The 25,754-nt window shown below is 60.5% G+C and carries 21 protein-coding genes and 1 pseudogene; 9 read left to right on the forward strand and 13 right to left on the reverse strand.

Annotated features, from left to right (window positions below):
- Nucleotides 1-7: 7 nt before the first annotated feature.
- From Q8O96_RS07650 to Q8O96_RS07670, 5 genes are read right to left on the reverse strand one after another with little or no spacing between them, the layout of a single operon-like run.
- The gene (locus Q8O96_RS07650; RefSeq protein ID WP_102860533.1) at nt 8-1,033 is read right to left on the reverse strand and encodes a MoxR family ATPase; all 1,026 of its coding nucleotides are present in this window, start codon (nt 1,031-1,033) and stop codon (nt 8-10) included.
- Nucleotides 1,030-2,193: a DUF4350 domain-containing protein gene (locus Q8O96_RS07655; RefSeq protein ID WP_305948627.1), complete on the reverse strand. Its 1,164-nt coding sequence runs from the start codon at nt 2,191-2,193 to the stop codon at nt 1,030-1,032. The genes Q8O96_RS07650 and Q8O96_RS07655 overlap by 4 nt, the downstream gene beginning before the upstream one ends.
- Nucleotides 2,190-3,740, reverse strand: coding sequence for a DUF4129 domain-containing protein (locus Q8O96_RS07660; RefSeq protein ID WP_305948628.1), 1,551 nt, complete (start codon nt 3,738-3,740; stop codon nt 2,190-2,192). Before Q8O96_RS07660 ends, Q8O96_RS07655 begins: the two co-directional genes overlap by 4 nt.
- On the reverse strand, nt 3,727-4,707 hold the full coding sequence (locus Q8O96_RS07665) for a stage II sporulation protein M (protein ID WP_102860536.1): 981 nt from the start codon (nt 4,705-4,707) through the stop codon (nt 3,727-3,729). Before Q8O96_RS07665 ends, Q8O96_RS07660 begins: the two co-directional genes overlap by 14 nt.
- Nucleotides 4,704-5,429 carry an RDD family protein gene (locus Q8O96_RS07670; protein ID WP_305948629.1) on the reverse strand — a complete coding sequence of 242 codons (726 nt, stop codon included), beginning with the start codon at nt 5,427-5,429 and terminating at the stop codon, nt 4,704-4,706. The genes Q8O96_RS07665 and Q8O96_RS07670 overlap by 4 nt, the downstream gene beginning before the upstream one ends.
- A 185-nt stretch (nt 5,430-5,614) precedes the next feature.
- Between Q8O96_RS07670 and sbcB the strand changes: the two genes are divergently transcribed.
- A complete protein-coding gene (gene sbcB / locus Q8O96_RS07675; RefSeq protein WP_305948630.1) occupies nt 5,615-7,042 on the forward strand; it encodes an exodeoxyribonuclease I in 1,428 nt (475 codons plus the stop codon).
- A gap of 104 nt (nt 7,043-7,146) precedes the next feature.
- Here sbcB and mvaT read toward each other — a convergent pair whose 3' ends face one another.
- Nucleotides 7,147-7,521, reverse strand: a complete 375-nt coding sequence (gene mvaT, locus Q8O96_RS07680; RefSeq protein WP_102860539.1) for a histone-like nucleoid-structuring protein MvaT — start codon at nt 7,519-7,521, stop codon at nt 7,147-7,149.
- Between the two features lie 346 nt (nt 7,522-7,867).
- On the opposite strand from mvaT, the gene purU reads away from it, so the two are divergent.
- Together purU and Q8O96_RS07690 are read left to right on the forward strand one after the other, a co-directional pair.
- Entirely contained in the window at nt 7,868-8,716 is an 849-nt protein-coding gene (gene purU, locus Q8O96_RS07685) for a formyltetrahydrofolate deformylase (protein WP_102860540.1), read from the forward strand.
- Between the two features lie 68 nt (nt 8,717-8,784).
- A complete protein-coding gene (locus Q8O96_RS07690; protein WP_207166443.1) occupies nt 8,785-8,955 on the forward strand; it encodes a hypothetical protein in 171 nt (56 codons plus the stop codon).
- 95 nt (nt 8,956-9,050) lie between these two features.
- Here the strand turns inward: Q8O96_RS07690 and Q8O96_RS31200 are convergent, their stop codons facing one another.
- A complete protein-coding gene (locus tag Q8O96_RS31200) occupies nt 9,051-9,815 on the reverse strand; it encodes a methyl-accepting chemotaxis protein (protein ID WP_371826169.1) in 765 nt (254 codons plus the stop codon).
- Nucleotides 9,816-9,908: 93 nt separating this feature from the next.
- Nucleotides 9,909-10,940: pseudogene (locus Q8O96_RS31205) on the reverse strand (cache domain-containing protein); the annotation flags it as partial.
- 194 nt (nt 10,941-11,134) lie between these two features.
- Here Q8O96_RS31205 and Q8O96_RS07700 point away from each other — a divergent pair.
- A complete protein-coding gene (locus Q8O96_RS07700; RefSeq protein ID WP_102860542.1) occupies nt 11,135-12,622 on the forward strand; it encodes a helicase HerA-like domain-containing protein in 1,488 nt (495 codons plus the stop codon).
- Nucleotides 12,623-12,637: 15 nt separating this feature from the next.
- Here the strand turns inward: Q8O96_RS07700 and Q8O96_RS07705 are convergent, their stop codons facing one another.
- Nucleotides 12,638-13,093, reverse strand: a complete 456-nt coding sequence (locus Q8O96_RS07705; RefSeq protein ID WP_102860543.1) for a DUF721 domain-containing protein — start codon at nt 13,091-13,093, stop codon at nt 12,638-12,640.
- 322 nt (nt 13,094-13,415) lie between these two features.
- Between Q8O96_RS07705 and secA the strand changes: the two genes are divergently transcribed.
- The 3 genes from secA to Q8O96_RS07720 all read left to right on the forward strand — a co-directional run bounded on the left by secA (nt 13,416) and on the right by Q8O96_RS07720 (nt 18,558).
- The gene (gene secA / locus Q8O96_RS07710) at nt 13,416-16,157 is read left to right on the forward strand and encodes a preprotein translocase subunit SecA (RefSeq protein ID WP_102860544.1); all 2,742 of its coding nucleotides are present in this window, start codon (nt 13,416-13,418) and stop codon (nt 16,155-16,157) included.
- A gap of 120 nt (nt 16,158-16,277) precedes the next feature.
- The gene (gene argJ, locus Q8O96_RS07715; RefSeq protein ID WP_305948631.1) at nt 16,278-17,495 is read left to right on the forward strand and encodes a bifunctional glutamate N-acetyltransferase/amino-acid acetyltransferase ArgJ; all 1,218 of its coding nucleotides are present in this window, start codon (nt 16,278-16,280) and stop codon (nt 17,493-17,495) included.
- Between the two features lie 118 nt (nt 17,496-17,613).
- Entirely contained in the window at nt 17,614-18,558 is a 945-nt protein-coding gene (locus Q8O96_RS07720) for a Nudix family hydrolase (protein ID WP_102860546.1), read from the forward strand.
- A 110-nt stretch (nt 18,559-18,668) separates the two neighbouring features.
- On the opposite strand, the gene Q8O96_RS07725 is transcribed toward Q8O96_RS07720, so the two are convergent.
- The 3 genes from Q8O96_RS07725 to Q8O96_RS07735 are packed head-to-tail and all read right to left on the reverse strand — an operon-like array spanning nt 18,669 to nt 22,252.
- Complete coding sequence (locus tag Q8O96_RS07725; protein WP_250329545.1) at nt 18,669-19,250, reverse strand: cob(I)yrinic acid a,c-diamide adenosyltransferase; 582 nt, start codon at nt 19,248-19,250, stop codon at nt 18,669-18,671.
- A gap of 2 nt (nt 19,251-19,252) precedes the next feature.
- Nucleotides 19,253-21,289: an ATP-binding protein gene (locus tag Q8O96_RS07730; RefSeq protein ID WP_102860548.1), complete on the reverse strand. Its 2,037-nt coding sequence runs from the start codon at nt 21,287-21,289 to the stop codon at nt 19,253-19,255.
- 45 nt (nt 21,290-21,334) lie between these two features.
- Nucleotides 21,335-22,252 (reverse strand): putative 2-dehydropantoate 2-reductase, encoded by a 918-nt coding sequence (locus Q8O96_RS07735; RefSeq protein ID WP_102860549.1) that lies wholly within the window; start codon nt 22,250-22,252, stop codon nt 21,335-21,337.
- A 143-nt stretch (nt 22,253-22,395) separates the two neighbouring features.
- Here Q8O96_RS07735 and Q8O96_RS07740 point away from each other — a divergent pair, with 143 nt between their 5' ends.
- A complete protein-coding gene (locus tag Q8O96_RS07740) occupies nt 22,396-22,881 on the forward strand; it encodes a YajQ family cyclic di-GMP-binding protein (protein ID WP_102860550.1) in 486 nt (161 codons plus the stop codon).
- A 136-nt stretch (nt 22,882-23,017) separates the two neighbouring features.
- Nucleotides 23,018-23,857 (forward strand): mechanosensitive ion channel family protein, encoded by an 840-nt coding sequence (locus Q8O96_RS07745; protein WP_102860551.1) that lies wholly within the window; start codon nt 23,018-23,020, stop codon nt 23,855-23,857.
- Between the two features lie 278 nt (nt 23,858-24,135).
- Here Q8O96_RS07745 and Q8O96_RS07750 read toward each other — a convergent pair whose 3' ends face one another.
- Complete coding sequence (locus Q8O96_RS07750; protein WP_102860552.1) at nt 24,136-25,476, reverse strand: OprD family porin; 1,341 nt, start codon at nt 25,474-25,476, stop codon at nt 24,136-24,138.
- Nucleotides 25,477-25,754: the final 278 nt, after the last annotated feature.

Below are 25,754 nucleotides of genomic sequence, written 5' to 3' on the forward strand. Positions count from 1 at the left end.
GGGCGGCTCATAGGCGCGGTGCCGGAATCTGCTCGAGCATCTGCTTGAGCACCTGTTCCACCGACAGCCCTTCGATATCCAGCTCCGGAGCGACCCGTACCCGATGCCGTAGCACGGCCAGGGCGCAGCCCTTGATGTCATCCGGGATCACGAATTCGCCGCCCCGCAGCAGGGCCCGGGCCCGGGCTCCGCGCACCAGGGCAATGGAGGCACGCGGGCCAGCGCCCAGCGTCAGTCCCGGCCAGCTGCGGGTGGCCCGGGCCAGGCGCACGGCATAGTCGAGCACCTGTTCGTCCAGGGGCAGTTCACTGGCGATGCGCTGCAGGGCCAGCACGTCCTTGGCCTGGAGCACGGTACGCAGGGGCTGTACATCAAGCATGTCGGCGCGGGTCGAGCGAGCCACCTGGCGAACCATGTTCAGTTCCTCCTCGGCGTCCGGGTAGTCCATCCGCAACTTGAGCATGAAACGGTCCAGTTCGGCTTCTGGCAGCGGGTAGGTGCCTTCCTGCTCGATGGGGTTCTGGGTCGCCAGGACCATGAATGGCTGGGCGATGGGCAGGGCGCGGCCTTCCAGGGTCACTTGGCGTTCCTGCATGGCTTCCAGCAGCGCGGCCTGGGTCTTGGCTGGGGCGCGGTTGATTTCGTCCGCCAACAGCAGATTGGTGAACAGCGGACCCTTGCGCAGTTTGAACTGTTCGGTCTGCAGGTCGTACACCGCGTGGCCGGTGACATCGCTGGGCATCAGGTCCGGGGTGAACTGGATTCGTGCAAACTCTCCGCCAAAGCAGCGGGCCAGGGCCCGTACCAGCAGCGTCTTGCCCAGACCAGGGACGCCTTCGAGCAACACGTGGCCACCGGCGATCAGCGCCGTCAGCACATCATCGATCACGGCCTCCTGGCCGATCACCACCTTCTGCAGTTCCTGGCGCACCGCCTGCGCCAGCTGGCTGGCCCGCTGGCGCTGCTGGGCCGCATGGACCTGGGGCTGAGGCGCCTCGGAGGAGTCAAGGGATTCGACGGGTTGTTCGCTCATAGGGCATTCCTGAGAGTTTGCAGGTGGGCGACCTGGTGGCTGAAATCAGCACCGGAAAGGCGCTGCCCGGACACCGGTTGCAGGGCTTGGCGCACAGCATCGACAGGCTGCTGGCTGAGCAGGGCGAGCACGTCCCACTGGGCTTCGGGTTCCAGTTGTTCGAAACCCGGATGGCGACGTCGTGCCCGGCGCCGGATATCCAGTTGCAAGGCCTGCAGCAGTGGGCCCTGGCCGCCATGGCGCAGGATGAAGTCGGCACTGGCGCGCAGGTGCTCCCGCAGTTGACGCCGGGCCTTGGGCGGCGGTGCCAGCAACGGCCCCTGGCGGCTACCGGCCTGCCACAGCCACAGGCCGATCAACAGGGCCAGGGCTACCAACGCTTGGGGAAAATAGCGCCAGAGCAATTGCCACAGGCTCGGGTGGTCAGTGTTGAACAGCAGGGTCACGGCCGTATCGGTATTGAGGTACCACAGCAGCCAGGCGTTGTCGTACAGGCCGATGGCCGGGGTTTTCCAGATGTCGGCGTCGGTCAGCACGGTGACCGAGCCCTGGCCGTAGTCGAGCTGGATCATGTGGGTGGCCACGCCGCTGTTGGCCCAGGACTGGGCCAGGCTGTCCGGGTCGTCCAGGTGGAAGGCGGTGTCGAAGCCGATGTAGGCCGGGGCCTGTTCGTCTTCCAGATAGACTTTGGTCAGCGTTGGAAAGGCGTCGTTGGCTTCCTGTTCCGGCGGCTCCTCGAGGTCTTCACTGAGCTGTTGATGGATCTGCACCCGATCCAGCAGCAAGTCACCGCTTTGCTGAGTGTCATCGTCCCACAGGGCTTCGGCGACAAAGATCAGTCGGCCACCGGCACGGGCCCAATCCAGCACCTGGTCGGCCTGGCGCGGGCTCATGTTGGAGCGCTCCCCCAGCAACAGCAGGCTGTTGCCGGCGGGCTTCAAGGTGGCCAGTACCTCCAGGCCGTTGGCGTGATCGACCTTGAGGCCGCGTTCGCGCATAAACAGCTCGGCGGCCAGGTAGGGATTGGCGCGGGCTTCGGGCGACGGGCCGTGATCGACGAGTTCCTGATAGGGCGTGGCGTGGCGGTACAGGTAGTAGCCGGCGGCTCCCAGTACCAGGATCAGCAACAGGGCCAGGCTGCCCCATAGATAGCGCTTCATGCTGGAGCTCCTGGGCCGAACAGACTGCGCCAGGCGTCGCACAGTTGCGGCTGCAGATCGGCGCCGGGAATCCGGTGACCGTAGGCCATGTTCTGCCAATGCTCCGTCAGTTCGCGGCTGAAGGCCTCCAGGGGCGGTTGTTGCAAGGCCTTGATCCGCTCCAGTACCTGGCCTTCGGTATCGGCCACGCTCAGGGGCAGATGAAAGTCTTCCAGCAGGCGACTGAGCAGTGCCCTGTAAAGCAGGCCCAGGGCCTCCCGGGGCTGGCTGGACCAGAGTTCCTCGGCGCGGGCGGCCACATCGGCAGGCAAGGTTTCGCTGCTGACATCCAGGCCGAACAGTTGCTGTGGGATCGCGGCGGGGCGTTTCTTGCGCGTTAGCGGACGGCGGCTGACAAAGGCTCGCAGCCAATCGCGGTAGCGCCAGATCAGCCAGCCCAGGGCCCCTAGCAGCAAGGCCCAGAGGAGGATTTCCAGGCCCTTGGCGAGGCTGCCGAAACTGTTGTTGTCGAGGTTCTCAAGCAGGCTCTTGAGCCAGCCCGGCGGCTTGCCCTTGGCGTCTTTCTTCTGTGCCTGCTCTTCGCCGAAGCGGTAGCGGGTGACCGACTCCTGGTTCTTGAACGGCGGCTTTTCCAGGATGCCCTGGATGCTGTCCTTCGAGGCTTTGCTGGTCAGCGGTTGCTGCAGCAGTCGTGGCGCTTCGGGGCCGGCCACGGAAGTGCTGGGGGTGGCTGCCCAGATCGATGCGCCCGGCATCGCCAGCATCAGGCCGGTCACCAGCAGCAGCGCCGTGACGCCCGCCAGACGCTGGCGCAGGCGGCGGAAAACCAGTTCGATGTCCCAGGCCTCGAGCTCGGTGCGGCGGTTGAGGTACAGGCTGAAGCCACAGGCCACGTAGATGGGCTCCCAGATCACCAGGACCAGAGCGTAGAAGGCGTTGGTCAGGTGTTCCAGCCAGAACCAGTCCTGCTGGGCGGCGATGACCAGGCTCTGCCAGTTCCAGTCCAGTTCGATCTGTTGTGGCAGCAGCAGGTAGAACAGCACCATCAACCCGATCCACAAGGCGCCTTCCAGGTGCATGCCGATCAGGGTCAACCAGCGTGCGGCCCCGGCATTGCGCTGCAGCAGGACCGCCAGGCGTTGTTGCCGGGCATCGCCACTCAGGCCTTCAAGTTGCACCACCGGCATGACAAAGCTGCGGCTCATGCTGAAGCGGCGCCAGGTCAGGCTGGCCAGCAATTGTGGCTTGAGCAGGCGTGGCCACTGCCTCAACGCCTCTGCCAGGCTTGGGGTTTCACCGAACAGGGCTTTGGAGAGGATGAACAGTGGCAGGCGTTCGAAGGCCGGTTTCAGCCACCAGAACAACAGCACTGCCAAGGATGGGGATTGCCACAGCAGCAGGCTCAGCAGGGCAAACACCGGCAGGCTGACGATGGCCCAACTGGTCATCAGCAGGCGCCGGTGACGCTGGCTCAGCAGTATCCCCAGGTCCATGGCTTCCCAGGGGTTGCGTGGGCGGATCGTCACGCTGGCGTCACTCAGGCGCATGGGATTCACGTCCGGCCAGGGTCAGGTACGCCACCACCAGGCTCCACAGGGCGGCGCCGACGCTGTATTTGATCCAGGGCGCAGGCCAGGTCATGGAGGACCAGTAGGCTTCGATAAAGGCCGCGATCAGCAGGAATACGATGACCCCGTAGACCAATTGCACGCTTATCCGCGCTGCCTGCAACAGGGCTTCGCCGCGGCTCAGGCGACCGGGGGCGATCAGGGCCCAGCCCAGTTTCAACCCGGCCGCACCGGACAGGGCAATGGCGCTCAGCTCGAAGGCGCCATGGCCGATGACGAAGGGCCAGAAGGTCTGGCCGAAGCCGATCTGGGTCAGGTGGCCAGCGATGGCGCCGATCATCAGGCCGTTGAAAAACAGGAAGAACACACTACCCAGGCCAAACAGCAGGCCGCTGGCGAAGGTCTGAAAGGCGATGCCGATGTTGTGCATGATGTAGTAGCCGAACATCACCCAGTCCTGGCTAGAGGCGCGTTCGGCGACCCGCCCCAGGCGTCCGTCGGTGGGCTCGTACATGCTCTGCATTTCCGACACCTGCTCCGGGCTCACCAGGCTATAGACCAGTTCGGGGTAGAGGTACACCAACAGGCCGATACCCAGCAGGCTGCCGAAGAACAGCAGGCTGGCGATCAGCACCAGGCGCCACTCCTGGCGCACCAGACGCGGAAAACCGGCCAGTATGAAGCCCAGGACGTTGGCGCTGATGGCGGTGCGCTGTCGGTACAACTGCTGATGGCCGCGCAATGCCAACTGCTGCAATGGATCGATCAGGTAACTGCTGTAACCGCGCTCCTGGGCCAGGGCCAGGTGCTGGCACAGGCGGCGGTAGTCCTGGATGAAGTTCTGGCAGTCCTCGGCTTTGACCCGGCGTCGCTCCAACTGGTCCAGCAGATGCTCGAACTGTTGCCATTGCGCCTGATGACGGTTCTCAAAAAGGCTTTGTTTCATGTCGTTCCCAGAAAACCGCGGGCGATGCCGTTGAGTTCGGCAGTGGCCTGGGCGGTGGGTACATGCAGCGGTTGCGCGAGGATCGCCGCCAGTTCCCGGGTGCGCTCGGCCGACAGTTGATTCTGACGTTCGGCAAACTCGAGAATCGCCCGTTGTTCGTTCAGGCTCAGGGCAAAAGGCGCGGAGCGGGGGACGGCAGGTGGCAGTTCCGGTCGCTTGACCGACTGCTCGCGATAGATCACCAGGGTGCCGGCGGCTAGGTCGCCCAGGCGCTTGAAGGTCGGATGCTGCAGGCAACTGATCGCGCCAAGGAAGTAGCCGAACGGCAACATGTCGGCAAAGCGCAGCAGGTTGCGGGTCAGGGAGGCGCTCCAGCCAATGGGGGTGCCATCGTCCTGAACCACTCGCAGTCCCATTATTTGCTTGCCGGGAGAGCGGCCCTGGTTCAGCACCTCGAACAGCACCATGTACCACCAGCTGATCAGGAAAAGCAGGATCGAACCGAGACCGATGCCGATTTCGCCGAAAAAGCCCAGCACAATGAACAGCAGGCCCAACACCAGCCCGCGGATGCCCAGATCGAGGGCAAACGCCAGGGTGCGGACCAGCAATCCCGCCGGTCGCAGCGGCAGATCGATGCCCTCGGGGGTTTCGACCTGATACCGCGTATCCAGTGGCGGGTGCAGCGATGCGTTCCTTGGCGTTGCTGTCGTCTCAAACATGGGCAACTTAGGGGCTTGGCCTGGTAGAGAAAAATCCAGCGCAGATGCTAGCAGTGTCCGAGGGGCAAACGACATCATTAACTGCGAATTCAACGTGGCGCTCTGTGTGCCGCCGCTTCGCGCGGCTGGCCCTGGGGATGCTTGAACGCCTAGACTGCGGCGGTCTTTCAGTTCAGGAACAGGCCGTGACTTCCCTCTTTTGGTACGACTACGAAACCACCGGCATCAATCCTCGCAGCGATCGTCCGTTGCAAGTGGCCGGTATTCGCACCGATCTGGCGCTCAATGAGATCGACGAACCGGTCAACCTCTACTGCCAGCCCAGCGACGATATCCTGCCGCACCCGGTGGCCTGCATGATCACCGGCATCACCCCGAGCCGGCTGGCGGCGCAGGGTTTGAGCGAGGCGGATTTCATGACCCGGGTGCACGGGCAACTGGCGCGCCCTGGGACTTGCGGCGTTGGCTACAACACCTTGCGTTTCGACGATGAAGTGACCCGCTACAGCCTGTACCGCAATTTCTTCGATCCCTATGCCCGTGAATGGCAGGGTGGCAACAGCCGCTGGGACCTGATCGATGTGGTGCGTACGGCCTACGCTCTGCGTCCCGAGGGGATCGTCTGGCCGCAGGAGCAGGGGCAGGTGACCCTCAAGCTGGAACGCCTGACCGCTGCCAATGGTATCGATCACGGCCAGGCCCACGATGCACTGTCCGATGTCCGCGCCACCATTGCCTTGGCGCGTCTGATTCGCGACAAGCAACCCAAGCTCTATGACTGGCTGTTTCAACTGCGCAGCAAGCAGCGGGTGATGGATCAGATCCGCTTGCTGCAGCCTCTGGTGCATATTTCCGGGCGTTTCTCTGCGGCCCGGCACTACATCGGGGTGGTGCTGCCCCTGGCCTGGCACCCACGCAACCGCAATGCACTGATCGTTTGTGATCTGCATCTGGATCCGCAGGGGCTGCTGGATCTGGATGCCGAAACCTTGCATCAGCGTTTATATACGCGGCGCGAAGATCTTCTGGACGGTGAGCTGCCAGTGCCGTTGAAACTCATCCATATCAATCGCTGCCCGGTAGTGGCGCCCTTGAATGTCTTGCGTGTGGAGGATCAACAACGGCTGCACTTGGACATGGAGCAGTACCAGCGCCGTGGCGTGCTTTTGACTGAGGCCCAGGAAGTTTGGCGGGATAAACTTTCGGTGATTTATGGTCCTGATGAGTTCGCGGCCAGCGAGGACCCGGAGCAACAGTTGTACGACGGCTTTATTGGTGATCGCGATCGGCGTTTGTGTGAGCAAGTGCGTGAGGCTGATCCGTTGCATTTGGCCCAGCAACAGTGGCCATTTGATGATGAGCGCTTGCCTGAATTGCTCTTTCGCTACCGTGCCCGCAACTTTCCAGAGACATTGGATAAAACTGAGCAAGAGCGTTGGCGCGGGTTCTGTCAGCAGCGTTTGCTTGACCCGAAACTCGGCGCGCCCAATACCCTGGAAAGTTTTGCTCAGGGACTTGAGCAATCGTTGTTAAGTGCTGATCCGAAGCAGCGCCAGGTGCTGGATGAGTGGCGTGAGCATGTTCGGGCCCTGGCTGGGCGCCTGGCTCTTTGAAGGATGGCTCCGGCTCTGGAACAGGTTGCCTGGGCATAAAAAAACGCCAGCGGGCTGGCGTTTTTTAATCGGACTGCAGGAGCCCGGGCGCTCACTGGCAAGGCTTAGCCCAGCAGGGTTGCCCAGCCTTCAACCACATCGCCGCCCCACTTGGCTTTCCACTCTTTCAGAGTTTTGTGGTTGCCACCTTTGGTTTCGATGACTTCACCGTTGTGCGGGTTTTTGTACTGTTTAACTTTACGAGCACGCTTGGTGCCGGTGGTTTTTACTGCGGCGCGTGGTGCTTTAACTTTCGAGTCCGGATCCAGCAGGGCGATGATGTCGCGCAGGGACTTGGAGTACTCGCCCATCAGGCTGCGCAGTTTGCCTTCGAATTCCAGTTCGGTTTTCAGTTTGTCGTCTTGGGACAGGTTTTTCAAACGTGCTTGCAGTTCTTTAATGGCTTCTTCTGTAGCACGGTATTCGTTGATCAGGGACATGTGGACTACCTTATTGAGCGCTGAGTGGCTGGGTGACAATGTCGCAATAATAGTCAGAGAGTATGTGCAAGTAAACATAATACCGCTGTTTTATTTGTCTCTCTTAGTGTGTTTAGACGTAAAAATCATTTCGGTATTTAATAGGTCGAAGGGTTCAACTGCGCTATTCACAAACTAGTTGTGCGCTATTGGCAAGTGTCGGTATCTGTCGTTGCAGTGGCTGTGGATTAGGCTTTTCAAGCGGCGATTGCCAATCTAATCAAGGCCCGGCGCGCAATGGATACTGCAGTTTTTTCGCGCAGTGGCTAGAATGGCGACCTTTGCGAAGTTCTGGAGTTTCCCCCTCATGCGCACCTTTCGGTTGGTGATTTCTTGCCCTGACCGCGTTGGCATCGTTGCCAAAGTCAGTAACTTTCTGGCCTCCCATAACGGTTGGATCACCGAAGCGAGCCATCACTCGGACAACCTCAGTGGCTGGTTCTTCATGCGCCACGAGATTCGTGCCGATTCCCTGCCTTTTGGCCTGGAGGCTTTTCGCGAGGCATTCGCGCCGATCGCCGAAGAGTTCTCGATGGACTGGCGAATCACTGATACCGCCGAGAAAAAGCGTGTGGTGCTCATGGCCAGTCGCGAGTCCCATTGCCTGGCCGACTTGTTGCACCGCTGGCACAGCGATGAGCTGGACTGTGAGATCGTCTGTGTGATCTCCAACCACGATGACCTGCGCAGCATGGTCGAGTGGCACGGTATTCCTTATCACCACGTACCGGTCAATCCCCAGGACAAGGAGCCGGCTTTCGCCGAGGTCTCGCGTCTGGTCAAACAGCACGACGCCGAAGTGGTGGTGCTGGCGCGCTACATGCAGATCCTGCCGCCGGCGTTGTGCAGCGAATATGCGCACAAGGTGATCAACATCCACCACAGCTTCCTGCCGTCCTTCGTCGGTGCCAAGCCTTACCACCAGGCTTCCCTGCGTGGGGTGAAGCTGATTGGCGCCACCTGCCACTACGTCACCGAAGAACTGGACGCCGGTCCTATCATCGAGCAGGACGTGGTACGGGTCAGCCACAGCGACAGCATCGAGGACATGGTGCGTTTCGGTCGTGATGTGGAGAAGATGGTCCTGGCCCGCGGCCTGCGCTACCACCTGGAAGACCGTGTGCTGGTGCACGGCAACAAGACCGTGGTGTTCTGATTGAAAAAAAACCAGGAGCGGGGGTTCAATATCCCGCTCCTGGTTCTGTAAATCACGAGGTCAGCCCGATGACCGATCCACTGGATAAAGCCACTTCCCAGGCCCCCGCCACCCTCGGCGAGGGGTGCTTGAGCCGCTATGACCCCGATGAACTTGATGCCGATGACGGCACCGAGTTTCCGGGGGCCGCCCAACTGTGGGAAGAGTTGCAGCAGGAGCCAGCGCCGCAGCCGCAGTGAGTGGTTCGCCGGCAAGCCGGCTTCTATTTAAAGCTTGGCAATCGGCTCCCCGCGTAGGAGCCGACTCGCCGGTGAAAGGGCCCTGAGGCCCGTCATCAAATCCTGAAACTGCCTACCAGATGCTTCAAGCGCGCTGCTTGCTGTTCCAGATCGGAGCAGGCCCGCAGTGTCGCCTGGAGGTTTTCCACGCCTTCCTGGTTCAGCGTATTGATTTCGGTGATGTCCATGTTGATGGACTCCACCACCGAAGTCTGTTCTTCGGTGGCGGTGGCCACCGACTGGTTCATGCCGTCGATTTCACCAATGCGCTGGGTCACGCTGTTCAGGCGTTCTCCTGCCTGGTTGGCGATCTCCACGCTGTCCTGGCTGTGGCGCTGGCTGTTGCTCATGGTGCTCACCGACTCGCGGGCGCCCACTTGCAGTTCCTCGATCATGGTCTGTACCTGTTGCGCCGACTCTTGAGTGCGGTGCGCCAGGTTGCGCACTTCGTCGGCAACCACGGCAAATCCGCGGCCGGCCTCACCTGCACGGGCGGCTTCAATGGCGGCGTTGAGTGCCAGCAAGTTGGTCTGTTGGGAAATGCTGGTGATGACTTCGAGAATCTGCCCGATGTTCACGGTCTTGCTGTTCAGGGTCTCGATGTTGCTGCTGGAGGCGCTGATCATGTCCGACAGCTGGTTCATCGCCTGGATGCTGCGATCCACCACCTGCTGGCCGTCTTCAGCCAGGTTGCGGGCGTCGCTGGCCTGCTGCGAGGCCTGGGCGGCGTTACGGGCGATTTCCTGGGCCGCGGCCCCCAGTTGATTGATGGCAGCGGCGACACTGTTGGTGCGACTGGCCTGCTCATCGGAGTTGAGCATCGATGAGTTGGAGGCGCTGACCACCCGCAGGGCTACTTCGTTGACATGTTCGGTGGCCGAGGAGACTTCGCGGATCGAACCGTGGATACGTTCGACAAAACGGTTGAAGGCGGTACCGAGGATGCCGAATTCGTCCTGGTTGTGGATGTTCAGGCGGCGGGTCAGGTCGCCTTCGCCATCGGCAATGTCTTGCATGGCGCGGGTCATTACATGCAGGGGCTGCATGAGCAGGCGAATCAGCAGGCCCAGCAGGGCGATGGTCAGGGCCACGGCGGTCAGGGTGGCGATCAGGGCCGAGGTACGGAATTCGCTGAGCATGGCGAAGGCCTTGTCCTTGTCCACCGACAGGCCGATGTACCAGTTCACCGAAGACAGGCCCTTGATCGGGGTGAAGGTGACGATGCGGGTTTTGCCGTCGACGCTGACCTCACTGAGCTCGCTGCTGATGCGCGGGGTGTCCTGGGGATAGACGTCCTTGAGATTCTTCATCACCAGGTTCTTGTCCGGGTGCACCAGGATCTTGCCGTCGGCGCTGATCAGGAAGGCGTAGCCCATGCCGTCGAAGTCCAGGGCGTTGATGCTGTCGGCAATCACCTGCAGGCTGAGGTCGCCGCCCACTACACCAACACGCTGGCCGGCCTTGATCACGCTGTCGACAATGGAAATCACCAGTTGGCCGGAGGCCAGGTCGATGTAGGGTTCGGTCAGGGCCGAGCCATTGGTGCTCTCCGCACTCTTGTACCAAGGGCGTGCGCGAGGGTCGTAGCCGTCGGGCATCTTGCTGTTGGGGCGGATGATAAAGGTGCCATCCTTGTTACCCAGGTAAGCCCCCATGAAGGTTGAGCTCACGGACTTCTGTTCCAGCAGATTGCTGACATTGGTCGGGTCGGGGTTGAGCGCTACCGATTGCGAGATGTTCTCGATCAGCAAGGCGCGACCGGCGAGCCAGGTCTGAATATTTTTTGCCGTAACGTCGCCCATTTCCTGAAGATAGTTGTCCAGATCATCACGAATGGCGTTGCGTTGCAGGTAATCGTTGTAGAGCGTGAATAGCGCAAATGCAGCTATGACGATCAGCGAGGCGGCAAGCAGGATCTTGTGGCTGAAGCGCAGATTTTTGTTCATGGCTTGGTGTGTCCGCTAAGGTCTTTGAGTCCAGGGCATCGGGTTGGAAAAGCGCGCAGAATGGGCGGTGTTATAAGTAAGCTGATATCTCCATCTATCCCAAAGGAATTACCTGACCTTTATTTCAGATACTTCTGATCCATCATTTCTTCATATCGACCGTGTAAGGCCAAAGCTTAACCAGGGGTGACAAAATGCCTGATTTATCGCAACTCGTTATCGGTGCCGACCTTGGTGGTCAGCCGATCGCTCAGGCCATGCGCCTGGCCAACCGCCATGGCCTGGTGGCGGGCGCCACCGGCACTGGCAAGACCGTGACCTTGCAACGCCTGGCCGAGGCCTTCAGTGACGCCGGGGTGGCGGTGTTCGCTGCGGATATCAAAGGCGATTTGTGCGGGCTGGGAGCGGCGGGCAATCCACAGGGCAAGATTGCCGAACGGATCGCCGGTATGCCGTGGCTTGAGCATAAGCCTCAGGCGTATCCGGTAACGCTGTGGGATATCCAGGGGCAGTCCGGTCATCCCTTGCGCACCACCTTGAGCGAAATGGGCCCATTGTTGCTGGGCAGCCTGCTTGAACTCACCGACAGCCAGCAGTCTGCGCTGTATGCCGCGTTCAAGGTGGCGGACCGTGAAGGGCTTTTGTTGCTGGATTTGAAGGATCTCAAGGCGCTGCTCAATCACCTCAAGGACAACCCTCAACTGCTGGGAGATGACGCGGCGCTGATGACCACAGGTTCCAGTCAGGCGCTGTTACGGCGCTTGGCGACCCTGGAGCAGCAAGGGGCGGAAGCTCTGTTCGGCGAGCCTGCGTTGCAACTGGAAGACATTCTGCAACCGGCGGCCGATGGCCGTGGGCGGATTCATCTGCTCGATGCCAGCCGTCTGGTGCACGAGGCACCGAAAGTCTATGCGACCTTCCTTTTATGGCTGCTGGCTGAGTTGTTCGAGCAACTGCCGGAACGCGGTGATGCGGACAAGCCTGTGCTGGCCCTGTTTTTCGACGAGGCCCACTTGCTGTTCGCGGGCACTCCCAAGGCTTTGCAGGATCGACTGGAACAGGTGGTGCGACTGATTCGTTCCAAGGGGGTGGGGGTTTATTTCGTAACCCAATCGCCAGGGGATCTGCCGGACGATGTGCTGGCTCAACTGGGCCTGCGTATTCAGCATGGCTTGCGGGCGTTCACCGCCAAGGAGCAGAAGTCGTTGCGGGCTGTGGCCGATGGTTTCCGTCCGAACCCGGACTTTGATGCACTGGCGGTGCTCACTGAGCTGGGTATCGGCGAGGCGCTGGTGGGTACTCTGCAAGACAAGGGCACGCCGGAGATGGTCCAGCGCGTGTTGGTGGCGCCTCCGCAATCGCGAGTCGGACCTTTGACCGAGGCTGAGCGCAAGGCCCTGATCGCCAGTTCGCCGTTACAGGGGCGTTATGACAAGCCTATCGATCGTGAGTCTGCCTATGAGGTGTTGATGGGGCGCAAGGACCTGGCGCCTGAAGCGCAGGCGACACCCGACAAGCCTGGCGCTGAAGAACCGAGCCTGGCTGATCGGGCGGGTGAGTTCCTCGGCACGGCGGCCGGGCAGGCGTTGAAGTCAGCCATGCGTCAGGCGGCCAATCAGTTGGGCCGGCAATTGGTCAGGGGGCTGATGGGGTCGTTGCTGGGTGGCAGCAAGCGCCGCTGAAGCCTGGCGTCTGGGTCAGCCCCGTGGTTTGGCGTGGCTGGCCAGGCGCTCCAGGGCGGCACGCAGATTGGGATCAGTGATGCCTTCGGCTGTGGCCTGGATGGTTTCGGCGGCGTTGTTCGACAGATCCATGGTGTGCCCCACTGCGCCCTGTTGAACCGTGGGTGGCTGGACCTTGAACAGGATGCGCGTGAGGTTGCTGAACTCGTTGAACTCCTGCAATTGGCGCTGCAGGCGTTTTTGCTGATAGCGCAGGCGCGTAGCCCAGTGGCCATCGGTGACGATCAGCAGCAAGCTGCCTTCTCGCCAGGAGGCGACGTGGCAATGTTCGCGAGCAGCCGGTTGCAACTGGCTCTCCAGCAGGCGCTGCAGATGCGCCAGGCGCTGGGCGTGGCCGAGTATGGCTTTGAGTGGCTTGGCTTCGCGAAGAAGAACGGCAGGCGCGCGTGCCGTAAGGGGGCGAAATGCCATGATCAGAAACCTGAAGTTACAGAGGCGCCATGGTAGCAGAAAGCGCCCGGGGCACCGCTCTCATTGCTTTTTCGTACTTTGACTACTTTCTGGCGCTTTGCTGATCGTAATCATTAAGTTCTGTGGTCAATGGGCTTGAAGTTCGGCAAAAAGCCCTTATTTTAGGTGAGCCCCGTCACAGCGCTGTGCCAGCATCGTGGAATAACGCCACTTTCCTCACCATCGTTTCCGGGTAGAATGCTCGTTCGCATGCGGCCATGAGGGCTGCTCGGGCGACTCACGGGGCCGCCCTCCAACCCTATGTGTGGAAGATCCTGCCGATATGTTTGCGCCTTTGTTAAAGAAACTTTTTGGAAGCAAGAACGAGCGTGAAGTCAAACGCATGCTCAAGACGGTACAAATCGTCAATGCCTTCGAAGAGCAAATGGTGGCCCTTTCGGACGATCAATTGCGTGCCAAGACTGCCGAGTTCAAGGCCCGTATCGCCAAGGGTGAAACCCTCGACAAACTGCTTCCCGAAGCCTTTGCGGTCGCCCGTGAAGCCGGTAAGCGCGTTATGGGCATGCGTCACTTCGATGTGCAGTTGATCGGTGGCATGACCTTGCATGAAGGCAAGATCGCCGAGATGCGTACCGGTGAAGGCAAGACCCTGGTGGCAACCCTGGGCGTCTACCTCAACGCACTGTCCGGCAAAGGCGTGCACGTAGTGACGGTGAACGACTACCTGGCTCGCCGTGACGCCAACTGGATGCGTCCGCTTTATGAATTCCTCGGCCTGACTGTTGGCGTGGTCACGCCGTTCCAGCCGCCGGAAGAGAAGCGCGCCGCCTACGCCGCCGACATCACCTACGGCACCAACAACGAATTCGGTTTCGACTACTTGCGCGACAACATGGCTTTCAGCATGGAAGACAAGTTCCAGCGCGAGCTCAATTTTGCCGTGATCGACGAAGTCGACTCGATCCTTATCGACGAAGCCCGTACCCCGTTGATCATCTCCGGTCAGGCTGAAGACAGTTCCCGCCTGTACACCGAGATCAACAAGCTGATCCCGCGTCTCGAGCAGCACATCGAGGAAGTGGAAGGCCAGGTCACCAAGGCTGGTCACTTTACTGTCGACGAGAAGACCCGTCAGGTCGAACTCAACGAAGCCGGTCACCAGTTCATCGAAGAAATGCTGACCCAGGTCGGCCTGCTGGCGGAAGGCGAAAGCCTGTACTCGGCGCACAACCTGGGCTTGTTGACTCACGTCTATGCCGGCCTGCGTGCCCACAAGCTGTTCAATCGCAACGTCGAATACATCGTCCAGGATGGCCAAGTGGTCCTGGTGGACGAGCACACCGGCCGGACCATGCCGGGGCGTCGCCTGTCCGAAGGCCTGCACCAGGCCATCGAAGCCAAGGAAAACCTCAACATCCAGGCCGAGAGCCAGACCCTGGCCTCGACCACTTTCCAGAACTACTTCCGTCTGTACACCAAGCTGTCCGGCATGACCGGCACCGCCGACACCGAAGCCTTCGAGTTCCATCAGATCTACGGCCTGCAGGTGATGGTGATTCCGCCGAACAAGCCGCTGGCTCGTAAGGACTACAACGACCTGGTGTTCCTGACCGCGGACGAGAAATACGCCGCGATCATCAATGACATCAAGGAGTGCATGGCCCAGGGCCGTCCGGTGCTGGTGGGTACTGCGACCATCGAAACTTCCGAGCACATGTCCAACCTGCTCAACAAGGAAGGCATCGAGCACAAGGTCCTGAACGCCAAGTTCCACGAGAAGGAAGCGGAAATCATCGCCCAGGCCGGTCGCCCGGGGGCCTTGACCATCGCCACCAACATGGCCGGTCGTGGTACCGACATCCTGCTGGGTGGTAACTGGGAAGTGGAGGTCGCCTCTCTGGAGAACCCGACGCCTGAGCAGATCGCCCAGATCAAGGCCGATTGGCAGAAGCGTCACCAGCAAGTGCTGGAGTCCGGTGGCCTGCAGGTAATCGCTTCCGAGCGTCACGAGTCGCGCCGTATCGACAACCAGCTGCGTGGTCGTGCCGGTCGTCAGGGTGACGCCGGTTCCAGCCGTTTCTACCTGTCCCTGGAAGACAGCCTGATGCGTATCTTTGCCTCTGACCGGGTGAAGAACTTCATGAAAGCGTTGGGCATGCAATCCGGCGAGGCGATCGAGCACCGCATGGTGACCAACGCCATCGAGAAGGCTCAGCGCAAGGTGGAAGGCCGCAACTTCGACATCCGTAAGCAATTGCTGGAGTTCGACGACGTCAACAACGAACAGCGTAAAGTGATCTATCACATGCGCAATACCTTGTTGGCTGCAGACAACATTGGCGAAACCATCGCCGATTTCCGCCAGGACGTGCTCAACGCCACCGTCAGCGCGCATATTCCGCCGCAATCGCTGCCCGAGCAGTGGGACGTGGCCGGTCTGGAAGAGTCGATCCAGAGCGGTTTCGGTGTAAGCCTGCCGATCCAGCAGTGGCTCGACGAAGACGATCACCTGTACGAAGAAACCCTGCGCGAGAAGCTGCTCAACGAGTTGATCGCCGCGTACAACGAGAAAGAAGACCAGGCCGGTGCCGAAGCGCTGCGTTCTTTCGAGAAGCAGATCGTACTGCGGGTACTGGATGACTTGTGGAAAGACCACCTGTCCACCATGGACCACCTGCGCCACGGTATTCACCTGCGCGGTTATGCGCAGAAGAACCCGAAGCAGGAGTACAAGCGCGAGTCCTTCACCCTGTTCTCCGAGTTGCTGGATTCCATCAAGCGCGACTCGATCCGCGTCCTGTCCCATGTGCAGGTTCGTCGCGAAGATCCGGCAGAGGAAGAGGCACGCCTGCGTCAGGAAGCCGAGGCACTGGCTCAGCGCCTGCAGTTCGAACACGCCGAGGCTCCGGGTCTGGATCAGCCGCAAGCGCAGGAAGAAGGGGTTGATGTCGATGTCGCCCTGGCTACCGCGCCGGTGCGCAACGAACAGAAACTGGGACGCAACGAACTGTGCTACTGCGGTTCGGGCAAGAAGTACAAACACTGTCACGGCCAGATCAACTAAGATCCTCGCCAGACACTGAAACACCCGCGCCGTGACGGCATCCGCCGTCGCGGCGTTTTTCCATTTGCAACACCGTCTTTTGAGACGACGGTGCAGACACCTGATAAGAGGAGCGCATTCATGGCTGTTGGTCTTGGTCCTTTGCCTACGTTGCACCCGGTTGCCGGTTTTGAGCTCGGTATCGCTTCGGCCGGCATCAAGCGCCCCGGGCGCAAGGATGTGGTGGTCATGCGCTGTGCCGAAGGCTCCACCGTAGCCGGTGTGTTCACGCTCAACGCGTTCTGCGCCGCGCCGGTGATTCTGGCCAAGCAGCGTGTGCAGGGGGCGGTGCGTTATCTGCTGACCAACACCGGTAATGCCAACGCCGGTACCGGCGAGCCGGGCCTGGCTGCTGCCTCCCGCACTTGCGCCAAGCTGGCGGAGCTGGCCGGCGTCGATGCCAGCGCTGTGCTGCCGTACTCCACTGGGGTGATTGGCGAACCGCTGCCGGTAGAGAAAATCGAGGGGGCTCTGCAAGCCGCACTGGATGACCTGTCCGTGGACAACTGGGCGGCTGCGGCCACCGGGATCATGACCACTGACACCTTGCCCAAGGGCGCCAGCCGCCAGTTCCAGCACGATGGCGTGACCATCACCGTGACAGGTATCAGCAAGGGGGCGGGGATGATCCGTCCGAACATGGCCACCATGCTCGGCTACATCGCCACCGATGCCAAAGTCTCCCGGGAAGTGCTGCAGAACCTGTTGCTCGACGGTGCCAACAAGTCTTTCAATCGCATCACCATCGACGGCGATACCTCCACCAACGATTGCTGCATGCTGATCGCTACCGGTCAGGCCAAGCTGCCGGAAATCACTAAGGCCGAGGGCCCGCTGTTCGCTGCCCTGAAGCAGGCGGTGTTCGAGGTGTGCATGGAGGTGGCCCAGGCCATCGTCCGTGATGGCGAAGGTGCAACCAAGTTCGTCACCGTTGAAGTCAACGGCGGTGGCACTCACCAGGAATGCCTGGACGTGGGCTACACCGTGGCTCACTCGCCGCTGATCAAGACCGCCCTGTTCGCCTCCGATCCGAACTGGGGCCGCATTCTCGCCGCCGTCGGCCGTGCTGGCGTAGCGGATCTGGATGTCAGCAAGATCGATGTGTTCCTCGGTGAAGTCTGCATTGCCAGCCGTGGTGCGCGTGCTGCCAGCTACACCGAGGCCCAGGGCGCGGCCGTGATGCAGCAGGAAGAAATCACCATTCGCATCGAATTGGGGCGTGGTGCGTGCAGCGAAACCATCTGGACCACTGATCTGTCTCACGAGTACGTGAAGATCAACGCGGAATACCGCACTTAAGCACCTCTCCGGCAACGCTGCTCCAGCCACTGTGGGAGCCGGCTTGCCGGCGAAGCGCGCATCTCAACGCCTGGTCCGTGAGGGCCAGGCCCAATGCCTGATCAGAGGAAACAGTGCGGTGAAACGAGTACATGTGGCTGCGGCCGTCATCCGGGATGCCAGCGGCAAGATCCTGATTGCCCGGCGTGCCGATACTCAGCATCAAGGTGGCCTGTGGGAGTTTCCCGGAGGCAAGGTCGAGGCTGGCGAAGCGGTACAAACCGCGCTGGCCCGCGAGCTGCAGGAAGAGTTGGGTATCGTCGTACAGACGGCGCGCCCACTGATCAAGGTGCAGCACGATTACCCGGATAAACAGGTGTTGCTGGATGTCTGGGAGGTTTCGGCATTCAGCGGCGAGCCTCACGGCGCCGAAGGCCAGCCCTTGGCCTGGGTCAGCCCTCGTGAGCTGGCCGATTATGAGTTCCCCGCGGCCAATCAGCCGATTGTCGCTGCAGCGCGTTTACCCGCTCACTACCTGATTACCCCAGAAGGCCTGGAAACTCCGACCTTGCTGCGAGGCATGCAGAAGGCCATTGCCCAGGGCAGCAAGCTGATTCAGTTGCGCGCCCCTGGTGGCTACGATCCGCAGTACCGCGATCTGGCGGTGGACGCAGTGGGCCTGTGTGCGGGCAAGGCGCAGTTGATGCTCAAGGGGCCTTTCGAGTGGCTGGGGGATTTTCCCTCCGCCGGCTGGCACATTACTGCGGCGCAATTGCGCAAGTACGCCAGCGCGGGGCGGCCTTTTGGCAAGGATCGCTGGTTGGCCGCCTCCTGCCATAACGCCGAGGAGCTGTCCCTGGCGCAGCAGATGGATGTGGATTTCGTGACCTTGTCCCCGGTGCAGCCGACCCAGACTCACCCCGATGCCCAACCCCTGGGCTGGGAGCAGGCGCAGCAGTTGCTCAGTGGTTTCAACAGGCCTGCCTATCTGCTGGGAGGCGTGGGGCCTGCCGAGTGCCGGCAAGCCTGGGAAGCCGGTGCTCAAGGTGTTGCCGGTATCCGTGCCTTCTGGCCCCAGGACTGAAGGCACCCTCTGTGGCAGTGCTGGCTAGCGGCTGTCTATGGAATTGGCTTGCCAGCGCATCGTCGGTCGTTGCCCTAGGCCCGTGGTCCTGATCGCCGGCAAGCCTGCTCCTACGCGGAGGGTTTGGCGGCGGCCTGCCAGAGGATTTCGGCGATGCCCTGGCGCTTGGCAATCAGGCGCGCCGCGACAAACAGCAAGTCCGACAGGCGATTGATGTAGGCCAGTCCCACTCCCTGCAAGGGTTCCACGGCATTCAGGTGTTGGCAGCGACGCTCGGCGCTGCGAGCCAGGCTGCGGCAAACATGGGCCTGGGCGATCAGTGACGAACCACCGGGGAGGATGAAGTTCTCCAGGGGGCCCAGCTCTTCATTCCAGATATCGATGGCCGCCTCAAGACGTTCCACCTCGGCCTCATTGAGGGCTTGATACACCGGCATTGCCAGTTCGCCCCCCAGATCGAACAGCCGGTGCTGACAGGGGGCCAATACCTCGATGATTTCCTTGAAGCCCTGGCAGGTATCAATCTGCTCTTCCAGGCCGGCCAGGAGCAGTCCCAACTGGCTGTTCAAGGTGTCGACTTCACCGATGGCTTCCACTCGAGGATGATCCTTGGCAACCCGGCGGCCGTCTCCGAGTCCGGTTTCGCCTTTGTCGCCGGTGCGGGTGTAAATCTTCGACAAGCGAAAACCCATGCTTAATTCTCCAGTGGTAGGGGTTCTTGAATCTGGGGCTGGCTGCTGGCCAGGGGCAGGCGCAAGGTAAAGCAGGTGCCTTGGCCCCGGGTCGATTGCACTTCCATTTGCCCCTTGTGGTTGTTGGTGATGATGAAGTACGACACCGACAGTCCGAGTCCGGTGCCCTGGCCGATCTCCTTGGTGGTGAAGAAGGGCTCGAAGGTGCGTTTGCGCACGCTTTCGCTCATGCCGACACCGTTGTCTTCCACCTGGATTTCCGCCCAGGGCGGATTCAGCTTGGTGCGCAGGATGATACGACCGGGTTCGCTGTCGTCCTCACGCTGGTGAATGGCCTGGGCGGCGTTCTTCAGCAGGTTGAGCAACACTTGCTCCAGCTCGTTGGCGGTGCCGGGCACGGGCCCCAGGTTCGGGTCGAACTGACGGATAATCGCCTGCCCCTTGAAGTCGAAGCCTATGGCCAGGTCAAAGTCATTGCTGGCGATTTCCACAGCCTGATCAATCAGTGCCGGCAGATCGCAGGGGGCCATCTGGCGATTGCTGCGCCGGCTGAAACTGAGCATGTGGGTGACGATCTTGGCGGCGCGGGCCCCGGCTTGTTGAATACCATCGAGCAACTGCGGCACTTCGCGGCTTTCCAGATAGTGGTTGACGGTTTGCAGTTCGACGCCGATCTGCTGCGCGTGTTCCAGGTTTTTGGGCAGATCGGGAGACAGCCGGCGACGAATGTTCTGCACGTTGTGCAGGATCGCTCCCAAAGGGTTGTTGATCTCGTGGGCCATGCCGGCCGCAAGACCACCCACCGACAGCATCTTCTCTGATTGCACCATCATTTCTTCCAGGGACAGGCGCTGGGTGATGTCGTCGATCCGAATCACCACGCCGCGACCGGCACCGCCCATCAGTGGGTAGAAGGTCAGGGCGTAGTGCTTGGCTTCCTCATCCTTGAACCAGGTCACCCGCTCGACCTTGGTGACGGTGTGCTGCTCGACGGTTTCCTTGAGTTGCGGCAGGAACGGCTTGAGGGGTTCGAAGGCGAGGAAGATCGGCTGGTTCAGGGCTTCGTCCAGGCGAGTGCCGGACAGGGCACTGGCTTCCTGGTTCCATTGGGTGACGTATAACTGCTCATCCAGGGCGATCAGCGCCGAGGGCATGGAGTCGATGATGCTGTTGAGATAGTTCTGGAAGCCGGTGAGTTTCTTCTCGATCTTGCTGCGCACCTGGACTTCCAGTTCCAGCTTGCGGTTGGTATGGCGGGTTTCCTCCGCCAGCCCCTGGGCTTGATCGTAGGCGGCCTGGGAGTCGTCCCGGGCACGTTTGAGCTGTTGTTCCCGGGCTTCGATGCGCGACAGCATGGTGTTGAAGGCTTCCGCCAGGCTGCCGATTTCATCGTGGTTGCCTCGGGAGGCGCGCAGAGAGTAGTTCTCTTCGCGAGTCACCTGGCGCGAAAGCACCTCGAGCTGGTGAATGGGCTGGGTGATCAGGCGCTTGATCTGCCGGGCGATGATCAGCCACAGCAACACGCTGAAAATCAGGATCCCCAGGCTTGCGGTGAGGGTGCCGGTGTAGAACGCCATCGGCAGTTCGCTGGTGGCCACCAGCAGCAGATGGCCAGGCGCCTGGCCCGGGCGGGGCAGGGCAATCACTTGGTTGCTGCGAAATTCGGTCAGTTGCCAGGCTTCGATGTGCCGGTAACGTTCGGGCAGCTTGAGGTGTTCACCGTGTTGCAGTTGGGCCAGGCGCATGCCCTTGCCGTCATAGAGAGCGGCCGCCCGCAGGGGGGTATAGCTGTCCAGCTCGCTGAGCAGCTTTTGCGCGTCCTCGGGAGAGTTCAGGGCCTGTGCCGCCAGGGCCGGGTTGGACACCAGCCGACCTATGGTCTGTAGCGCCTGGGGCGCCATGCTTTCCTGGGATATCCAGTAAGCGGCGCTGATAAAGGTCAGGTTGGCGACCAGCAGCACGGTGGTCAGCAGGACAAGCAGGGCAGCCAGGAGCTTTTGGCCCACGGGCAGGTTTTCAAGACGCTGGCGCAATGGCATCGGCTGTATCGCTGGAAATGAGCAAGTGGGCAGCGTAGCCGCTGCTCAGTCGCTGGGCAATCCGAGTAAACGCAGGTGACTCACCAGACGTTGCTGCAACTGTTGCAGATGAGGCAGTTGCAAGCGGTGACGGGCGGCGGCCTGGCAGGCGTAGCCCAGTAAGTAGCTGATTTCGGTCCGCCGTTGACTGGCCACATCCTGATGCATCGAGGAGTAGTTGGCAGCGGTGGCCTGGATGACCCGCTCCACCTCCTGCTGCAGGTTCTGCGCCGCAGTAGGTTGGCCGCAGCATTGCAGCAACTCGCTCAGCTCGGCGCACAAGGTTGCCACTTCGCATTGGTGTTGCTGCAGGCCGCCGTTGCGACAGTCGTGCAGCACCGTCAAAGGATTGATCGCACAATTGAGCGCCAGCTTGCGCCAGAGTCGGGTCAGTATCTGGGTGCTCCATTCGTGGGGGATGCCACTGCTGCTCAACTCATCCAGCCAGATCGGCGGGGTAGGGTGGCCTGAGTCGCCCAGCCAGGTGTAGCCATGGCCGGCGAAGACTACTCGCCAGTCACCGTCGCGAAATGCGCCTTCGGTGCTGGAGGCGGCAATGCAGCGCGCTTGGGGCACTCTGGCGGCCACTGCGTCCTGGCTGCCCAGGCCATTTTGCAGCAGGATCAATTCGGCTCCCTGGGCCAGGCGGGGGGCGATGCTTGCTACCGCGGCTTCGGCGTCGTAGGCCTTGCACGCCAGCAGCAGGCGATGGATGGGGGCGGTGCTATCGCAGGTTTCCCCGGGTATGGCCTGCAAGCTGCTTTGGCCCTGCTCCACCAGGGTCAGGCCGCCTGCCGCCTGATAGGCCTGCAGGCGTGACTGATCGCGCAGGATCAGGCGCACGGGCAAGCCGGCGCGGGCCAGGCGGGTGGCCCACAAGGTGCCGAGGCTGCCGGCGCCGAGAACATGCCAGGTCGTGGACATCAAGTTTTCGCTCTGTTTCGCAGCCCCGCAAAGGGCGCGCGGTGAAGGAGTGGAAAGACCCGTTATAATGAGCGCGGATTTTAACCGCAAGCCGGGCGTGTTCGATGTTTTGAACAGCGCCCCTTTTTATTTGGAGAGATTACATGCCGTCGTTTGACGTGGTATCCGAACTGGACAAGCACGAAGTCACCAACGCGGTGGAAAACGCCGTCAAGGAACTGGATCGCCGTTATGACCTCAAGGGCAAGGGCAGCTTCGAGTTCAAGGACAAGGAACTGACTGTCAACCTGACCGCCGAAGCTGAATTCCAGCTTGAGGCCATGATCGAGATCCTCAAGCTGGCCCTGGTCAAGCGCAAGATCGACGTGCAGTGCCTGGAGGTCAAGGACGCTTTTGCCTCGGGCAAGGTGATGAAGCAGGAAGCCGTATTAAAGGAAGGCATCGATAAAGAGCTGGCGAAGAAGATCGTCGCCCATATCAAGGATGCCAAGCTGAAAGTGCAGGCGGCGATTCAAGGCGAGCAGGTACGGGTTACCGGCAAGAAGCGCGACGACCTGCAAGAGGCCATCGCTGCTCTGCGTGCCAAGGAATTCGGCATGCCGCTGCAGTTCAACAACTTCCGCGACTGACCCACTTCTCCGGGAACCTCTAGAGCTTTTTGGCGTCCGAGGCCGGAGCTATGGCAGAAACGATTGAGCTCCAGGTGAGCCGGTCGTTCTGCCGGTCAGTCATGCACGCCGCAACCCCGGGAATCTGGAGAGATAGATGGATTTGAACGCTGAAGTAGACAACCTGGTCCGGGCTTCCCAAGCCTGGATTCCCATGATCATGGAATACGGCAGCCGGGTGCTGCTGGCGGTCATCACTCTGGCCATCGGCTGGTGGCTGATCAACAAACTGACTCATAAAGTGGGCAAGCTGCTGGCGCTGCGCAATGCCGACCTGGCGTTGCAGGGTTTTATCAGCAGCTTGGCCAACATCATTCTCAAAGTGCTGCTGATCGTCAGCGTGGCCTCGATGATTGGTGTCGAAACCACCTCTTTCGTCGCCGCGATCGGTGCTGCCGGTCTGGCCATCGGCCTGGCCTTGCAAGGCAGCCTGGCGAACTTCGCCGGCGGGGTGCTGATCCTGCTGTTCCGCCCATTTCGTATTGGCGACTTCATTGAAGCCCAGGGCATCAGCGGTAGCGTGGACAGCATTCAGATCTTCCACACCGTGTTGCGTACCGGTGACAACAAGACGGTGATCGTGCCTAACGGCAACCTGTCCAACGGCATTATTACCAACTACAACCGTCAGCCGACCCGCAAGGTAGTGTTCGACGTGGGTGTGGACTACGACGCGGATCTGCAGAAAGCCCGCGAGGTGCTGCTGGAGTTGGCGAAAGACGAACGTGTGCTGGCCGATCCTGCACCGGTAGCTGTGGTGTCCACTCTTGGAGACAGCGCGATTACCCTGTCGCTGCGGGTTTGGGTCAAGACTGAGGACTACTGGGACGTAATGTTCCAGTTCAATGAACTGTCCCGTGATCGCTTGAAGGCAGCTGGAATCGATATTCCCTTCCCGCAGCGAGTGATTCGTGTGGTTCAGGAAGCCGCTGTGTAGTAAGTCAGTTTCAAAAGTTGGCCGTACAGTCAACTAATGCTGTTCAAGACAAGGGGCTATCGGCCCCTTGTTGGTTTCAGGGGGCGGCCATTGATAGCTATCAAGTTGTAACCAGTATCAGCGAACATCAACTATTGATGTCTGTTTTCTTAGTTAGCTTGCTATTAAGTTTGCTGTTCGTCGTCAGTGCTTTTGCAAGCATAAAAAACCGCCGCCCTGATTCAGGACGGCGGTCTTTATTTTAACTGCGTGTTAGCGTATTCAGCTGAGCACTGAAATTACAAGATGCTCAGTGGGTACTCAACGATCAGGCGCAGGTCGTTCAGGTTGTCGTAGTTAGTCGCGCGGTAGTCGCTGTTGGTGCCACGATAGATCGCGTTACGCAGACGGAAGGACAGGTCCTTGGCCGGGCCTTCCTGAAGTACGTACTTGGCTTCTACGTCCCATTCGTGCTCTTTACCATCGCTGGAGTCAGCAACGGTAACGTTGCTGCCACGAATGTAGCGGGTCATGAAGCTCAGGCCTGGTACACCAAAGGAGGCCATGTTCAGGTCGTAGCGCGCCTGCCAGGATTTCTCATCTTCACCAACGAAGTCGGAGATCTGCACGGAGTTGGCTACGTAAACGGTACCGCCACCGTCGACGCCGTAGTTGTAGCCGGTTTTACCAGCGGACTGCTGGAAGGCCAGGGTGAACTTGTGGGCTTCGATGCTATAGGCGGCTGCCAGGCTCCAGACGCGGTTGTCCAGGTCGCCGGCCAGCTTCTTGCCGTCGTCCTTGCTGCGGTAGCCGTTGAAGTCGAAGTTCAGCGACTGTTTGTCGCTCAGCGGCAGGGTGTAGTTGACGTTGACGTACTGCTTCTTCCAGTAGTCTTCAACGTCGGAGGCGTGCACGGCGAAAATGAAGTTCTCAAGACCCGAGTAGGTGAAACCAGCGATGTTCGCTGCGCTCAGCCCTGGGTTTTGCTTGCCTGTGACACGGCTGCGACCGTTGATGCTGTCACGGCCCATGCCAGTTTGCGCGCTTAGAGCGGTGAAGCGACCGGCGCTCAGTTCCAGACCTTTGATCTCGTTGCTGGTGATCAGGGTACCGGTGGCGACTTCAGGCAGCAGGCGGCCGTCGTCGGTGGTGAAGACTGGGCTGGATACGAACTGGTTGCCGTATTTCAGAACGGTGTCGGAGATGCGGAATTTCGCTGCTGCGCCCAGTTTGGACTGGGTGTTTTCCGGTTCGCCGGAACCATTGGTGGCGAACAGACCGTTACCGGCACGACCTGCGCCGCCGTCGAGTTTCACGCTGCCCATGGCCATGGCATCGACACCAACACCGACGGTGCCTTGGGTGAAGCCGGATTGATAGTTGAGCAACTCGCTGATGCCGGTGTCTTGACGGTAGCCGCTGGTTTTATCGTCGGTGCCAGTGGTGTAAGTACCGTTACCACGACGTACGTTGCCCACGCCGTCTTTATAGTCACGGTTCATGTACATCGCACGGGTTTTCGCGGTCAGGGTGCTGTCTTCGATAAAGCCCTTTGCGTCGTCCTGGGAGGACGCGATTGCGAACTGCGAGGTGCCTGCTGATACAGCCAGGGCGATCATGCTCCACTTCATCACGCGCATCGTGATTTGCTCCTTTGGTTTTAGAAGAGTACTGCCGTCCCACCTGTTTTATTATCTGGGCGGCTCTTTCTTTTTGTGTCGGCGCAAACTTATATCACGCTGACAATGTTGGCGATACTTGCCTATCTATCCTTTCAGCTTCTTTACGACCCTGTCGCAAATTGCTCGATTGGTGTCGCAATTCTGCAGCCAGTCTGTATCCGGACCAACAACTTATGCAGTGTTCTTCGAAGCAATATCACGAGGAATTGAGCCCCCCATGTACACACTCTACAAAG

Source organism: Pseudomonas sp. LPH60 (assembly GCF_030718165.1).
Lineage (GTDB): Bacteria > Pseudomonadota > Gammaproteobacteria > Pseudomonadales > Pseudomonadaceae > Aquipseudomonas > Aquipseudomonas danubii.